The organism is Mailhella massiliensis, from assembly GCF_900155525.1.
Lineage (GTDB): Bacteria > Desulfobacterota > Desulfovibrionia > Desulfovibrionales > Desulfovibrionaceae > Mailhella > Mailhella massiliensis.
Map to the genome: position 1 here is coordinate 1157414 of NZ_LT706952.1, position 14937 is coordinate 1172350.

Here is a 14937-nt window from a genome sequence, read left to right on the forward strand (position 1 = left end):
ACAAAGATACAGAGAGGCGCGCTTCTTCATGCCTCTCATGATACCCGCTCCCCGGAGGGAACCATTATGCCTATTACCACTCCCAAAGAGATGTTCGCCCGCGCCTACAAAGAAGGCTATGCCATCGGCGCTTTCAACGTCAACAACATGGAAATCATCCAGGGCATCATGCAGGCAGGCGCGGAAGAGCGTTCGCCTCTGATTCTGCAGGTTTCCGCCGGGGCCCGCAAATATGCCGGTCAGGTATATATCATGAAGCTGGTGGAAGCCGCCCTTGCCGAAGCGGACATCCCGGTGGTGGTGCATCTCGACCACGGCCCCGACTTCGAGCTGTGCAAGGCCTGCATCGACGGCGGCTTCAGCTCCGTGATGATCGACGGTTCCCACCTGCCCTTTGAAGAAAACATCGCCGTGACCAAGCAGGTGGTGGACTATGCCCACGACCGCGGCGTGTGGGTGGAAGCGGAACTCGGCCGTCTCGCCGGTGTGGAAGAACACGTCAGCTCCGAAAGCAGCATCTATACCGACCCCGATCAGGCCGTGGAATTCGCTCAGCGTTCCGGCTGCGACTCCCTGGCCATCGCCATAGGCACGAGCCACGGCGCGTACAAGTTCAAGGGTGAAGCCAAGCTCGACTTCGAACGCCTCGACAAGATTTCCTCCATGATGCCCGGTTACCCCCTGGTGCTGCACGGCGCTTCCAGCGTTCCTCAGGAATTCGTGGCCATGGCCAACGAATACGGCGGCAAGCTCGGCGACGCCAAGGGCGTGCCCGAAGACATGCTGCGCAAGGCCGCGCGTTCCGGCGTGTGCAAGATCAACATCGACTCCGACATCCGCCTCGCCATGACGGCCAACATCCGCAAGTACATGGCCGAACACCCCGAAGCCTTCGACCCGCGCGCCTATCTCAAGCCCGCCCGTCAGGCCGTGAAGGACATGGTGCAGCGCAAGATCCGCAACGTGCTCGGCAGCTCCAACAAGATCTGACACCTTTTGCCTCCACAGGCAGATGGGGCGCGCCGCCTTCGGGCGGCCGCCCTCTTTTTTTAACCGCCGGAAGCCGCCCTCCCCGCCTCTTCCCCCGTATTCCTTCCGCTTTTCCTCAGGCATGTGCCGGACGCCTCCTTTTCTCTGCCGCCCGACCCGGAACGGTATTTCCGGTCTGCCGGCATCCCCCTTCCCTCCTCCGTACGCGCACCTTTCCGCCCCCGAAGGCCGCGCTGCAGAACGATGACTCTTTTCTTCGTCCGCGAGCCGAAAGCACGGCTTCCGCATCCTTTTCCGCCATCACTTCTCCCGCATAATCGCTGCTGATAACCAGCCATTGAAAATTAATATTTTTCTTTTTCTCCCGTGTTTCCTATGGTCTGACATAGATAGTAAAAGTCCTGCCGGCTCGGGTTCATGCACAATCTTCCCGTTTTCCGGCGTCGTCAGAAAATCATGTATCGCCAAAGGAGAGTGTATGAAGCCGATTTACAAAGAAAAATACCCTCATGTGTTCGAACCTCTCTATGCAGGCAAGAACAAGATTCGCTTCAACAACCGCTTCCACGTCGCCCCCATCGGCTCCGGGGCCACCGGCGGCGGTGAAGACAGCGACGGCCGCATCAACACCTTCGGCATCGATTACTGGATGCGCTATATCCAGGGCGGCTTCTCCCGCGTGACGCTGCCCATGGAAGTGCCCATCGACGGCAGCCACGAACACATGTTCAATCTGAACCCCAAGACCTGCAATCAGATGAACTTCCAGCGCCTCCAGCGTGTGGTGCACGCCTTCAACGGCAAGACCTTTGCGGAATTCCTGCACGGCGGCCCCTACATGCGCGCGGGCTTCAAGAAGATTTCCGCCGACGACGAACCCCGCCTCGGTTCCCAGGCCGCCACGGTGGCGGACATGGAGGAAGTGGCCGCGCTGTTCGGCGAATACGCCCACTGGGCGCAGATAGCCAATTTCGACGGACTGCTGCTCCACTACGGCCACGGCTGGCTGTTCAACTACTTCCTCTCCCCCCTCACCAACCACCGCACCGACGAGTTCGGCGGCTCCATTGAAAACCGCTGCCGCTTCCCGCTCATGGTCATCAAGGAAATCCGCCGCGTGGTGGGCGACAGTCTGCTCATCGAGCTGCGCCTCAACGGTACCGACGGCGTGGAAGGCGGCATCACTCCCGAAGAATGCGCCGAGCAGGTCAAGATCTTCCAGGATTATGTGGACATGGTGCACATCACCTGCGGCCACCGCATCGACGCCTTCACCAGGCCCAAGATGCACCCCACCGGATTCGATCCCATGGCGCACAACGCATGGGCCAGCGAAATCGTGAAGAAATCCGGCGTGAACATTCCCATCGGCCTTGTGGGCGGCGTGTACGATCCCATGGTGGCGGAAGAAGTGCTGGCCAAAGGCCAGGCCGACTATGTGCTCATGGCCCGCTCCGCCATGGCCGATCCCGAACTCGTCAGGAAGGCCAAGGAAGGCCGTGAAGACGACATCCGCCCCTGCCTGCGCTGCAACTACTGCATGGACCACGGCCGCCGTGTGGCCATTTCCAAGGACCTGCACCTGCTCACCTACCCCAGCTACGACCGCCAGTGCATGACCAACCCCATGCAGTTCCAGAGCGCCCAGAAGCTGCGCATTCCCCCGGCGGAACGCTCCAAGAAGGTGGCCGTCATCGGCGGCGGCGTGGCAGGCATGGAGGCGGCGCTGAGCTGCGCCATGCGCGGACACAGCGTGGTGCTCTATGAAAAGACCGACCGCCTCGGCGGGCAGGCCCTCCTTTCCGACCCCATGTGGTTCAAGAAGGAAATGAAGCTGTTCCACGAATATCTGGAACGCCAGATAAAGAAACGCCCGGCCATCACCGTGGTGTATAATACCACGGCCACGCCGGAAATCATCGAACAGAACGACTTCGACGCCGTCATCGTGGCCGTGGGCGCAAAGCAGGTGGTTCCGCCCATTCCCGGCGTGGACAAGGCGAAAATGTCCTTCGACGTGTTCGGCCATGAAGATACCGTGGGCAAAAAGGTGGTCATCATCGGCGGCGGCGCCATCGGCGTGGAACTCGGCATACACCTGAACGGTCTCGGCCATGAATGCACCATCGTGGAAATGGCCGAATACCTCGCCTCGAAGGCCCAGCTCACCGAACGCACCGCCTACCTCATCCATCTGGAAAAGACCGGGGTCGACACCATGGTGAACACCGCCTGCAGGGAAATCACCGACAAGGGCGTGTGGGTGGAAAACGAAGACGGCAGAAAGTTCCTTGAAGCCGACACCGTCATCATCGCCGTAGGTACGAAGGCCCTTGAAGAGGAACGCGAAAAATTCAAGGACACCGCCTTCGACGTCATCAGCGTGGGCGACTGCGTGGAGGCCTCCAGCATCGTACATGCCGTACACACCGGCTTCGACGCGGGCCTTACCCTGTAACCATTCCTCTCCCCTCAATACTGCGGCGATCCCTTGACCGGAGGATCGCCGCCCCCTCAGGAGTACGCCATGAAACCCCTATACAAGGAAAAATATCCCCACCTTTTCGAACCCATGTATGTGGGCAAAAACAAGGTACGCTTCAACAACAGGGCCCGCGTCGCCCCCATCGGCACCGGCGCCACGGGCGGCGGTGAAGACAGCGACGGCCGCATCAACACCTTCGGCATCGACTTCTGGATGCGCTTCATTCAGGGCGGATTCTCCTCCGTGGCCCTGCCCATGGAAGTGCCCGTCGACGGCAGCCACGAACACTGCTTCAACCTGAATCCCAAAACCTGCAATCAGATGAACTTCCAGCGCTTCCAGCGCGCCGTACATGCCTTCAACGGCAGAACCTTTGCGGAATTCCTGCACGGCGGTCCCTACATGCGCGCGGGCTTCAAGAAGATTTCCGCCGACGACGAGCCGCATCTCGGCTCCAAGGCTGCCACCAAGGGAGAACTGGAAGAAGTGGCCGCCCTGTTCGGCGAATACGCCCACTGGGCGCAGATAGCCAATTTCGACGGCCTCATGCTGCATTTCGCCCACGGCTGGCTCATCAACTACTTCCTCTCCCCCCTCACCAACCACCGCACCGACGAGTTCGGCGGCTCCATTGAAAACCGCTGCCGCTTCCCCGTGATGATCCTCAAGGAAATCCGTCGCGTGGTGGGCGACAGCCTGCTCATCGAACTGCGCCTCAACGGTACCGACGGCGTGGAAGGCGGCATCATGCCGGAGGAAACCGCCGAACAGGTCAAGATCTTCCAGGATTATGTGGACATGGTGCACATCACCTGCGGCCACCGCATCGACGCGCTCACGAGGCCCAAGCAGCATCCCACCGGATTCGACCCCGTGGCTCACAACGCATGGGCCAGCGAAATCGTGAAGAAATCCGGCGTGAGCATTCCCATCGGCGTGGTGGGCGGCATTTACAGCCCCGAAATCGCGGAAGAAGTGCTGGCCAAAGGCCAGGCCGACTATGTGCTCATGGGCCGTTCCGCCATGGCCGACCCGGAAATCATCAAAAAGGCCAAGGAAGGTCGCGAAGACGACATCCGCCCCTGCCTGCGCTGCGACTACTGCCTCGACCACGGCCGCCGCGTGGCCATTTCCAAGGATCTGCACCTGCTCACCTACCCCAGCTACGACCGCACCTGCATGGTCAACCCGCTGCAGTTCCAGAGCGCCCAGAAGCTGCGCATTCCCCCGGCGGAACGCTCCAAGAAGGTGGCCGTCATCGGCGGCGGCGTGGCAGGCATGAACGCGGCCATCAGCTGCGCGGACCGCGGGCACAGCGTGGTGCTCTATGAAAAGACCGACCGCCTCGGCGGACAGGCCCTTCTTTCCGATCCCATGTGGTTCAAGAAGGAAATGAAGCTGTTCCATGAATATCTGGAACGCCAGGTGAAGAAGCGCCCGGCCATCACCGTGGTGTACAACACCGCCGCCACGCGCGAAATCATCGAGGAAAACGACTTCGACGCCGTCATCGTGGCCGTGGGCGCGGAACAGATCGTGCCCCCCATCCCCGGCGTGGAAAAGGCGAAGATGTCCTTCGACGTGTTCGGCCATGAAGACACCGTGGGCAAAAAGGTGGTCATCATCGGCGGCGGCGCCATCGGCGTGGAGCTCGGCATACACCTGAACGGCCTCGGCCATGAATGCACCATCGTGGAAATGGCCGAATACCTCGCCGCCAAGACGGAACTGACCGAACGTACCGCCTACATGATTCACCTGGAAAAGAACAAGGTCAGAACCATGGTGAACACCGCCTGCAGGGAAATCACCGACAAGGGCGTGTGGGTGGAAAACGAAGACGGCAGAAAGTTCCTTGAGGCCGACACCGTCATCATTTCCGTAGGTACGAAGTCTCTGGTCAAGGAACGCGATCAGTTCACGGACTCGGCCTTCGACGTCATCAACGTGGGCGACTGCGTAAAGGCTTCCAGCATCGTACACGCCGTGCATACCGGCTTCGACGCAGGCCTGACGCTGTAGCAACACATCCCCTGCAACAGGGCGGAAGAGGTGCTCTTCTTCCGCCCTTTTCGTTTAATCCGCAAGCTTGCGGATATGCCTCACGCAAGATAATAACATCTGTAGAATACATGATTTTCCCGGCGACCGGACCCCGGGAACAAGGGGGAAATATGCGCCTTGAGCAACTGAGCCACCTCATCGAAATCAGCCGCCTGCAATCCATCAGCAAGGCGGCGGAAACGCTGCACATCTCACAGCCCGCGCTCTCCGCCTCCGTGAAAAGTCTGGAAACGGAACTCGGCTTTCCCCTGTTCAAGCGTACCAACAGGGGCATATTTCTCACCGCGGAAGGGGAAAGAATCCATGACGAAGCCGTGGGCATACTCGACATCATCGGCAACTGGCACGGTCAGAACCGCGAACGGGAACCGGAAGGAGAAATCCATCTCGCCTGTACGCCCATCATAAGCTGCTACATCACCCCCAACCTCATCGTTCCCTTTCAGAAGCGTTACCCGAAGGTCACCATTTTCGTGCACGGCTGCCAGCACTACGACATCATCGCCAGACTGCAGAAGACCAGCGCCGACATCGCCCTTACCACGCTGTCGGGCAATGCCCGGCTCATCGAGCAGATACGCGCCATGAACTGGGAACACCAGCATCTTTTTACCGACGAACGCCGCCTGTACATGGGCGCAACCCACCCCCTCGCTTCGGCAACGCTCACGCGGGAAGACCTCCGAAGGCTCCACCTGGCCTACTATTCCGATGTACGCGACCAGGTTTCCCGCAGCTATGCGCCTTTTTTCGGCGAGACCTACCGCCTTGCCAACAAGGAGGACATACTCGACCTCGTCATCAAAAACGAAGCCGTGTTCATCCAGCCCTTCCACATGTTCCGTCATAACTACCGCGTCATGGAAAAACTTCTCGTGGAAAAGAGCATCCCCCTGACGGAGGTGGACCCGAGGGCCGAGGTCTTCGCCCTGCACGCCCCGGATCTTTCCCCCATAGAACAGCTTTTCTGGGACTATCTCATCGAGAATTTTTCCTGCAATCTGTAGGCTCCCTGTTCAAAACCTTTCGAGAATTTTTCCTGCAATCTGTAGGCTCCCTGTTCAAAACCTTTCGGATGCCGTCTCCCGGCAGACAACGCATCATGCCGACCCCGGAAAGATGCAAGAAGCGTATGAACACGGGAGGAAACACCGTAGTCGTGCGGGAACGAAGGATACCCTGCCCGGCAGAAAAACGCACCGGCCTCCTGCATATAAAAAAAAGCCCCGCCGAAGCGGGGCGTTCCGGTTCCGTAACCGGTGATCAGAAGGCTATGGTCATGAGCGGATAGCCCACGAAGGAGAGCAGCAGGATATTGAATATCCAGAAGTAGCTTGCGTACTTGATGACGGTCTTCTGATGAACCCATTCCGTATCGCCGTACAGGATGGCCGAGGTGGTGGCCGCCGCGGGCGTGGCTATGCCGAGTGTGCAGGAGAGAATGACGCAGGAGAGAAGGGCCTGCGGGTCCACATTGCCGTTGGCCACGGCCAGCGTATAGGCGATGGGAGCAAAGGTGGCCGCGCAGGCGTTGTTGTTGGTAAGCTGGGTGCAGAGGGTGGTGGTGCACACCACGATGAACACGAGAAGGTTGCCGCTGAAGCCCGCCAGCATGGGTTCACAGGTGTCGGCAATGAACTTGGTCACGCCGGTAGCTTCGAAGGCGCCGGTGATTCTGAGCACGGCGGCCACCAGAAAGAGCGCGGGCCATGCCACGGACTTGTGCATGATTTCCTTGAGTCCTATGCCTTCCTTGAATCCCAGCATGAGGTAGATGCCGATGTAGGCAAGCAGGATGCCGTTGTTGCCCATGGCCTTCAGGAACTTCGACAGGGCCCAGCTTCCGGGCAGGATATTGGGCAGAAGCAGAAGAACGATGAGCCCGAGGAAGGACCAGAGAATGGTCTTCTGGTAGGGAGAAAGCTGCTCTTCAAAGTGCATACAGTCGCGGGTGTTCAGGATGGGAGACACGTCCGCCTTCAGAATGAACTTGCAGATGAAGATGACGAAGAAGATGGACACGAGCAGCAGGAAGCCCGTTACTGCGACGTAGGAGGCGAGATTGATTTCCTGTCCGCCGCTCATCTGGCCGTAAATACCGAAAACGATGGCGGGAAGGCTCTTGAAGGGCAGCATCATGTAGGCGATGTCCGCCACATAGAGCATGGCCAGAAGCAGAATCATGGGAAAGGCATCGCCGGGCTTGTAGCCGTACTGACGACATACTTCCTTGATAAGCGGGAAGGCGACGAGCACGGCGGCCGTCATGGTCAGCATGGTGGCAAGGGCGCACATGGCGATGCAGAGCATGAAGATGAGCACCCACGGGCGGCCGACCACGATGGGAACGCAGATGATGCGCCGTGCCACGTATTCCGCTATGCCCGCAGCATTGATGATGCTGGCGACCATGCAGAAGAAGAGCAGAAGAAGAAAGGTATTGTTGCCGAAAGCGCCGCCGAGCACCGCATCCATGGGCTGGGGCAGCGTCATGCCGAGAACGACCAGTCCCACGAAGGAAGGCCAGATCATATCAAGGAAAAGCCAGCCGTACAGAACGCCGAAGAACACACCCACCACCGCAAGACCGTCGGCAGTGAGTCCCTCCGGGGGAGTGATGAACCTGAATCCCACCATGATGAGAATCATGACGGCCAGATTCGCATAGAATTTCGGCCCGTTCTTGGTCAGTTCAAAACTCATCTTCTACCTCCATCCGCATTGAACGTTCCGTAAAACGGCCATCTTTCGGCCGTTTTTTTTAAAAAAATTTTATTCACATGCAACGGTATAAAAAAAACAGCAGCACATTACAGTCATTTAATACTGCTGTATCATGCCTTTTTCGGCATATAAAAATATTGATGCTTTATTGAATACTATTAATAGATAAATCTGAAAAAAAGAAAAATATTAATTATCAATGGCTGGATATCAGCCAAAATTATAGGAAAGAAGCTTGCTGCAAGAGGAAAAAACAGGCTATATTTATGGGAAGCGCAGCGACATGAGCTTTTGCCGGCATACATGGGCGCTTTTTACGACGGACGGAAATAACGAAAAACGGAACATGCCGCCGGGCTCACTACGGAGGGCAGACATGCGACTGGAACAGCTGGAATACTTTGTCACCACCGCCGACGCGGGGGCCATCAGCGCGGCGGCGCAGAAACTCGGAATTTCCCAGCCCGCGGTCTCCGCCGCCGTACGCAGTCTGGAAGAGGAGCTGGGCAGCCCCCTGCTCAAACGCGGCAACAGCGGGGTCAGCCTCACGCCTCTGGGCCGGCTTACCTACAAAGACGCACGCAGCATTCTGGAACTGGCCCAGAACATTCTTGCCCGGGGAAAGGGCGTGGAGGCCGGGGGAACGGCAGCCGTATGCGCGCAGCCGCTGCTCTCGTTTCACCTGACGAGCGGAATCGTACTGCCTTTCAGAAAACTGCACCCGAAGATAGAGGTGTTCGTGAGAAACGTGCCCAACGTCGACATCATTTCCGACCTGAAGAGCGGCCGCTCCAACATTGCGGTCACCCTGGTCGCCATGGGGCTCAAGATACGGGAACAGGCCATGGGCATGGGCTGCCAGATTGTGCCGCTCTATACCGACAGAAGGAAGATGTTCATCGGTTCCGGCCATCCGCTGGCGCACAAGAAGGAGCTCACGCCGCAGGATCTGAAGACGCTCCGCATCGCCTACTATTCCCACAGCGCCGATCATGTCTCTTCGCGCTATTCCCCGTACTTCGGGGGAGAATACCGCCTTGCCAACAGAGACGACATTCTCGACCTCGTCATCAGAAACGAGGCCGTCTTCATTCAGGCGGGAACCATGTTCCGGCACGATTACCGCGTGCGGAAAGGCATGATGACGGCCAGAGACATTCCCCTGCCCGACATGGACCACAGCGCGCCCATCGTGGCCATACGCACCCCGGAACTTTCCCTCGCGGAACGCCTGTTCTGGGAATACCTCATCGAAAACTTCGCGCGCGATCTTCAGGAATGAGGCGGAAAACGTCCCGAAGCACGGCATAAAAAGACGGCTCGCCTTCGGGTGCGGCCCTGCCGTACAGGCCGGACCGCCTCCCCGTATGCGGCCGGGCACAAAAAAAGGCGGCGGAACACATCCGTCGCCTTCTTTTTCCCGATATCAGCCGGGGAGTCTTACGGCACGAGGGGAGCGAAGTTCAGGCCCGTTTCCACGGGAAGGCCGAACATGAGGTTGGCGTTGGCCACGGCCTGCCCGGAAGCCCCGCGGCAGAGATTGTCGATGGCGGAAGTGATGATGAGTCGACCGGTGCGCTGATCCACGGTCACGGCGATGTCGCAGAACATGGTGCCGCGCACGTTGCGCGTTTCCGGCAGCTTCCCGGCGGGGAGCACGCGCACCCACGGGGCATCCTTCCAGAAATCCTCATACAGGGCCTGCACGTCGGCCTGGGAAAGAGAACCCGTCAGCTTCGTGTATATGGTGGCGAGTATGCCGCGGCTGATGGGCAGAAGATGAGGATTGAAGGACACGGTCACGCTTTCCCCGGCGGCCACGGAAAGTTCCTGCTCGATTTCCGGGGTATGCCTGTGCTTGCCGCCGATATTGTAGGGACGGAAGGAATCGGCCACTTCACAGTACAGGGAACTGACCACGGCCTTGCGTCCTGCGCCGGTAGTCCCGGATTTGGCGTCGATGATGATGTCGTCCGTCCTTACGATGCCGTTTTTCAGCGCAGCGTACAGGCCGAGAATGGACGCCGTGGGATAGCAGCCGGGATTGGCGATGAGGCGGGCGCGTGCGATGTCGTCGGCATAAAGCTCAGGCAGACCGTACACCGCCCTGGCGATGTATTCCCTGCGGGTATGGGGCTTGTACCAGGCTTCGTACACGTCTGCGTCGCGCAGGCGGAAATCCGCCGAAAGATCCACGACCTTCACTCCCGCATCGTACAGTTCCGCGCCTATTTCCATGGCCACGCCGTGGGGCACGGCAAGAAAGACCACGTCGCATTCGCGCGCAAGCATGGCGGCTTCGGGTTCCGTAAGCGTCACATCGGCGCCGGGAAGCCCCTGAAGGAAGGGATACACGGCGTCGAGGCGCTTGCCCGCGTCCTGCCGGGACGTGGCGGCCGTCAGCCTGATGGAAGGATGGGAAGCCAGAATACGGGACAGTTCCATCCCGGTATAGCCCGTTACGCCGACCAGTCCGGCTCGCAGCATGGCAATACTCCAGAAAAAGGCCGGATTGCTCCGGCCTGTTGAAAGGGAAATATCAGGAACGGGCCACGAACTTCATGCGCAGTTCGTAGAGCACGTCCCGTATGAGCTTGCTTTCCTCGGGGGTGAGTCCGTTGCGCGTCTTGTCGTCGAGCATGGTGAGCACGTCGATGGCATTTCGGGCCAGCACCTCGTTGCGGGCGATGCTCCCCGTTTCCGGGTTGGGCACCTCGCCCAGATGCACCAGCGCGGAAGAGGCCAGAGACAGCACAAAGGTGGAAAACGTCACTTCCGGCATCACGGCCGGATCGGTTTTGTCAGACATGGTACCCCCGGAGGGAAAAGCGTTTATTCCTGATAATTGGGCCTGGCGTTCACCTTGGTGGTATCCAGCGGATACATGTACACCGCGCAGCGGGTCTTGAGGCCGGAGGTCACGCCGCCGTAGGAGTTGACGGCCACGACAAGATCCACCTTGCCGTTGTTGTCCACGTCGGCCACCGTCACGTCGCACACCGTACCCTTGATGCGGCGGGTCTTCCACAGAAGTTCCATGCCCATGCCGTTCCACAGCATGGCGTGGATTTCGCCCTGCGGGTAGGTGCGGTAATTGGTGAACAGCTTGCCCGCCGTGGTGACGGGCTTGTTGGCGATGAGTTCATAACGGCCGTCGTGGTCGAGATCCACCACGGGCATACGCATGGGCACATAGTTGAGCACAAGATCGGCGCTGTCGGTAGGCATGGCGATGCTGCCGAGCCCTCTGTCGCCCACAAGGTAGACGGAGCTGCCGCCGTAGGTATCTTCCGTACCGGCAAGACGGTTGCCGCGCGCATCGAAGGTAAGCAGGGTTTCGTTCTCGGCAATGAGGGCCAGATGGTCGCCCTGACGGCCCCTGTCCGCGGGAATCCAGGAGAAGTTGAACAGCGTGGCCTGACGGGGCAGGTTGGACAGCTTGCCGTTGCGGACCACGTCGCCGCCCTTGATGCGGGCTTCGTAGATGGCTCCGCGTACGCCCTTGCTGCGGTCGCCTTCCTGCATGACGAGCACGGAATTGTACAGAGGCGGAATGTTGACCACATTGAGATAGCGGTCAACGCTCTTCACCACCACGCTGAACTTGCCGCCGGCAAAGCTCAGCACCTGGGAGTAGGGTTCATAGCTGCTTTCGTCGAAACCGGTGAGGATGACGTAGTTCCTGCCGTCCTGCTTATAGTGGCGGACAAGCACGGGATGCAGGGAGGAGGGGAAGCGGTATTCGCCTATTTCCACAAGCCTGTTGCCGTTCTTCCAAGTATAGGCGTTCACGGTGCCGGGGCTGAGCAGCAGCACTTCGTTCTTGCCGTCGCCGTTGATGTCGGCCACTTCCATGCCGATGCATTCGAAGTTGATCATCTGGCTGCGGATCTGGGCACGTTCGGACTCCACGCCCTGATAGCGCAGGGAGGGGTTCAGATAGGTGTCGCCTTCCACGCGGCCGTGCGTTTCGTTCACCACGAAGGCGCTGCTCGGCGCGCCGGGAACGCCTGCGGGAGCGGAGGAACGCGCCACGTCGGTACGGCCGAACACTTCCACATTGATGCTGTCCGCCACGGCCTGAAGGCCGCCGATGAGCGCGTTCACGGAGCTGGTGGAGGATTCCTTCCACACCTTGCCGTCGGGAGAAAGCACGCTCACGTCGAGGCTGGCCTGTTCACCCATGACGGTAATGCCGCCCCACACCACATAGTCGGCCCCGAACTTCTTGCCCAGAGCCTGCGCCGCGCTCTTGGAACCGGGCGTCTTTTCCTTCATCGCGGCATCCTGCCGTTCCACAGGTTCGAACCGGCCCTGAAGGTAGAGGCGCGACGTCAGCATGGACGGCACGGCCTGCCCGAGATAGGAATAGCCCTGAGCACCCGTAACCGAGAAAGGCGACACCACATAGGTGGCCGCCGACGCGGGCACTTGCATGATGAAGAGCAGAAGGGTAAATGCCCAAAGAACGGGCAGAAAACGTCTGGACATAAAAATCTCCTTGAAGGATTTGCAAGGCACTTTACACTTTCTCGCCCCAAACGGCAACAGCGCTTATCCTCCCTTTTTTGTAACAATTCCCGCTCTGGAGTTATTTTGGAGACTACGACCACCGCACGCCGCTCCTTCCGCTTCGCCTGTGCCAGGGAAGAAATTCCCACCGCTGAGGAAATGCTCCGTCTGCAGGGCTTCCGCTTTGAGGAAGACCCCTTCTTCGCTCCGGCAAGACGCCTTGTGGAAGGCCCCTTCCCTCTGGGCAACAGTCTGGCCGGGTTCTTCGGACTCATCTATATTCAGGACCGGGCGTCCATGCTGCCCCCCGTGGCCCTCGATCCGCCGAAGGGAGCCTCGGTGCTCGACATGTGCGCAAGCCCGGGCAGCAAGACCAGCCAGCTCGCCTGGCTGGTGGGGCCGCAGGGCATGGTGCTCGGCAACGAACCTTCCCCCGTGCGCCTCGCCAACCTGCGCCGCAACCTGCACGTCATGGGTCTCACCCAGACGGTAACCTGCTGCCGCAGCGGGGAAAACATTCCTCTGCCCGACGCCTCGTGGGACTACATCCAGCTCGACCCGCCCTGCTCCGGCTGGGGCACGGTGGAAAAGAACCCCCGGGTCATGGACATCTGGAAGGACAACAAGGTGGCTCCGCTCATACGCCTGCAGAAGGATCTGCTGCGCGAGGCGGCCCGGCTGCTGCGTCCCGGCGGCGTCATGGTCTATTCCACCTGCACCACGGACGTGGAGGAAAACGAAAAGCAGGTGCTCTTTGCCAGAGAAGAGCTCGGTCTTACGCTGGAAGCGCTGGACGACGTGCCGGGCTTCGACCTTCAGGCCCCGCAGGGATGTGAAGGCGTGTGGTGCCTGAATCCCAAGATAGGCGACACGCAGGGCTTTTTCGTGGCAAGGCTCCGCAAGGAAGGCACGCCGACGGACCCCGTCCCCCAGACGGAAAGGCCCGTCATCGCCGAGGTGGCGGGCGAAGCGCAGCTGCGCGCCCAGGGGCTGGACCCCCGCCGTGTGCACGCGGAAATAGGCCTGTTCGGCCAGAGCCTGCACGCTCTGCCCATTCCGGCGCTCTCCCTGCTGCCGGAAGATCTGCACTGGCAGGGGCTGTACATGGGAAAAACGGGCAAAAACGGCGAACTGCGCCTCTCCCCGCGCGTACGCATCGACGGCCCCGGCCCGAAACTCGACCTTGAAGGAGAAGAAGGGCTGCGCCTCATCTCGGGGCTTCTCAAGGGACAGAGCCTGCCCGCCCCCTCCTCCGTTCCCGCCGATGCGCGCGCCGTGCTTCTGCGCTGGAACGGTCTGGCGCTCGGCAGACTCAACGTGAAAAACAAAAGGCTCATCTGGTCGGAGCGCTGAGTACGGGCGCGAAAGCGCCCTCCGCTCCCGCCGGAGGCCTCGGGGCCGCCTTCACCGAACTTCCCTTTTCTCCACCCGGAGCGCGGCGCGGCCGTTCTTCCGCGCGCACAGGAGCACGAAGGCGGCGGGCGCATCCTTTCTCGTGAAGATAAAGCGCAGAAGTTCCGGATGCAGACGCGGCGGCAGCGCTTCCAGCGCCTCGGCCGTGCGTTCCGCGCCGCTTACCACGGCAAGCACCCCGCCCTGCTCCAGCAGTCCGTCGGCAGCCTGAAAAAAATTCCGAAACGTCTCCTTCGTGCCGAAAAGCGCGGTGCGGCGCAGCAAAGAAGGCGGCAGACGCCCTTCTCCCTCCCGCCTCCACGGGGGATTGCACATGACCATGGGGAAAAGGCGCTCGCCGCCCCGAGGCAGAAACGCTCCCCTCGCGCGGCGAAGCGTTGCGCGGTCGGCCGCGTCGCCTTCCACCACGCAGAAGCGCTCCTCAAGCCCGAGCAGGGCGGCGTTGCGGCCCGCAGCCTCCGCAAGGGGCGGCATGATTTCCACCCCCACGGCCCGCCACAGGGGCTTTTCGCGCAGCACGGCCAGCGCCGCCACCCCGCAGCCGGTGCCGAGTTCCACAAAAAACGCCTCCTCGCGCGGAAGCATCTCCCCGGCAAAGGAGGCCAGCAGCAGCGCATCGGCGCTGAAACGGAAACTGCCCTCCGGCTGTTCCAGCCCGGAAGGAAAGTCCGCCCAAGGCCCCCGCTTCTCCGTCATTTTCCCTCCATGCGCTTTCCGGTCGCATTGCGCCCGGCGGCCGTTCCCGCTAT

11 protein-coding genes are annotated in these 14937 nt (G+C 60.3%); 6 read left to right on the forward strand and 5 right to left on the reverse strand.

Going from position 1 to position 14937, the window contains the following annotated elements:
• Positions 1 to 66: 66 nt before the first annotated feature.
• The 4 genes from fba (at position 67) to CZ345_RS15545 (ending at position 6546) form a co-directional block, all read left to right on the forward strand.
• A complete protein-coding gene (gene fba / locus CZ345_RS15530) occupies positions 67 to 990 on the forward strand; it encodes a class II fructose-1,6-bisphosphate aldolase (protein WP_077073960.1) in 924 nt (307 codons plus the stop codon).
• 478 nt (positions 991 to 1468) lie between these two features.
• On the forward strand, positions 1469 to 3448 hold the full coding sequence (locus CZ345_RS15535) for an NAD(P)/FAD-dependent oxidoreductase (protein ID WP_077073961.1): 1980 nt from the start codon (positions 1469 to 1471) through the stop codon (positions 3446 to 3448).
• Between the two features lie 69 nt (positions 3449 to 3517).
• Complete coding sequence (locus CZ345_RS15540) at positions 3518 to 5497, forward strand: NAD(P)/FAD-dependent oxidoreductase (protein WP_077073962.1); 1980 nt, start codon at positions 3518 to 3520, stop codon at positions 5495 to 5497.
• A 152-nt stretch (positions 5498 to 5649) separates the two neighbouring features.
• Positions 5650 to 6546, forward strand: a complete 897-nt coding sequence (locus CZ345_RS15545; protein ID WP_077073963.1) for a LysR family transcriptional regulator — start codon at positions 5650 to 5652, stop codon at positions 6544 to 6546.
• A 256-nt stretch (positions 6547 to 6802) separates the two neighbouring features.
• Here CZ345_RS15545 and CZ345_RS15550 read toward each other — a convergent pair whose 3' ends face one another.
• Positions 6803 to 8242, reverse strand: a complete 1440-nt coding sequence (locus tag CZ345_RS15550; protein WP_077073964.1) for an SLC13 family permease — start codon at positions 8240 to 8242, stop codon at positions 6803 to 6805.
• A gap of 397 nt (positions 8243 to 8639) precedes the next feature.
• On the opposite strand from CZ345_RS15550, the gene CZ345_RS15555 reads away from it, so the two are divergent.
• Positions 8640 to 9545, forward strand: a complete 906-nt coding sequence (locus CZ345_RS15555; RefSeq protein ID WP_077073965.1) for a LysR family transcriptional regulator — start codon at positions 8640 to 8642, stop codon at positions 9543 to 9545.
• 158 nt (positions 9546 to 9703) lie between these two features.
• Here the strand turns inward: CZ345_RS15555 and argC are convergent, their stop codons facing one another.
• The 3 genes from argC to CZ345_RS15570 are packed head-to-tail and all read right to left on the reverse strand — an operon-like array spanning position 9704 to position 12754.
• The gene (argC, locus tag CZ345_RS15560) at positions 9704 to 10756 is read right to left on the reverse strand and encodes an N-acetyl-gamma-glutamyl-phosphate reductase (protein ID WP_420538668.1); all 1053 of its coding nucleotides are present in this window, start codon (positions 10754 to 10756) and stop codon (positions 9704 to 9706) included.
• 46 nt (positions 10757 to 10802) lie between these two features.
• Positions 10803 to 11072 carry a DUF1844 domain-containing protein gene (locus CZ345_RS15565; RefSeq protein WP_077073967.1) on the reverse strand — a complete coding sequence of 90 codons (270 nt, stop codon included), beginning with the start codon at positions 11070 to 11072 and terminating at the stop codon, positions 10803 to 10805.
• A 23-nt stretch (positions 11073 to 11095) separates the two neighbouring features.
• A complete protein-coding gene (locus tag CZ345_RS15570) occupies positions 11096 to 12754 on the reverse strand; it encodes a CsgG/HfaB family protein (protein ID WP_077073968.1) in 1659 nt (552 codons plus the stop codon).
• A 105-nt stretch (positions 12755 to 12859) separates the two neighbouring features.
• Here CZ345_RS15570 and CZ345_RS15575 point away from each other — a divergent pair, with 105 nt between their 5' ends.
• Complete coding sequence (locus CZ345_RS15575) at positions 12860 to 14128, forward strand: methyltransferase domain-containing protein (protein ID WP_077073969.1); 1269 nt, start codon at positions 12860 to 12862, stop codon at positions 14126 to 14128.
• 51 nt (positions 14129 to 14179) lie between these two features.
• Here CZ345_RS15575 and CZ345_RS15580 read toward each other — a convergent pair whose 3' ends face one another.
• Positions 14180 to 14884: a tRNA1(Val) (adenine(37)-N6)-methyltransferase gene (locus CZ345_RS15580; RefSeq protein WP_077073970.1), complete on the reverse strand. Its 705-nt coding sequence runs from the start codon at positions 14882 to 14884 to the stop codon at positions 14180 to 14182.
• Positions 14885 to 14937 lie beyond the last annotated feature (53 nt).

What these genes read in the sequence shown, in the direction of transcription:
- fba (WP_077073960.1), top strand. Translation starts at nt 67, where the DNA reads ATGCCTATTACCACTCCCAAAGAGATGTTCGCCCGCGCCTACAAAGAA.
- CZ345_RS15535 (WP_077073961.1), top strand. Translation starts at nt 1,469, where the DNA reads ATGAAGCCGATTTACAAAGAAAAATACCCTCATGTGTTCGAACCTCTC.
- CZ345_RS15540 (WP_077073962.1), top strand. Translation starts at nt 3,518, where the DNA reads ATGAAACCCCTATACAAGGAAAAATATCCCCACCTTTTCGAACCCATG.
- CZ345_RS15545 (WP_077073963.1), top strand. Translation starts at nt 5,650, where the DNA reads ATGCGCCTTGAGCAACTGAGCCACCTCATCGAAATCAGCCGCCTGCAA.
- CZ345_RS15550 (WP_077073964.1), bottom strand. Translation starts at nt 8,242, where the DNA reads ATGAGTTTTGAACTGACCAAGAACGGGCCGAAATTCTATGCGAATCTG.
- CZ345_RS15555 (WP_077073965.1), top strand. Translation starts at nt 8,640, where the DNA reads ATGCGACTGGAACAGCTGGAATACTTTGTCACCACCGCCGACGCGGGG.
- CZ345_RS15565 (WP_077073967.1), bottom strand. Translation starts at nt 11,072, where the DNA reads ATGTCTGACAAAACCGATCCGGCCGTGATGCCGGAAGTGACGTTTTCC.
- CZ345_RS15570 (WP_077073968.1), bottom strand. Translation starts at nt 12,754, where the DNA reads ATGTCCAGACGTTTTCTGCCCGTTCTTTGGGCATTTACCCTTCTGCTC.
- CZ345_RS15580 (WP_077073970.1), bottom strand. Translation starts at nt 14,884, where the DNA reads ATGACGGAGAAGCGGGGGCCTTGGGCGGACTTTCCTTCCGGGCTGGAA.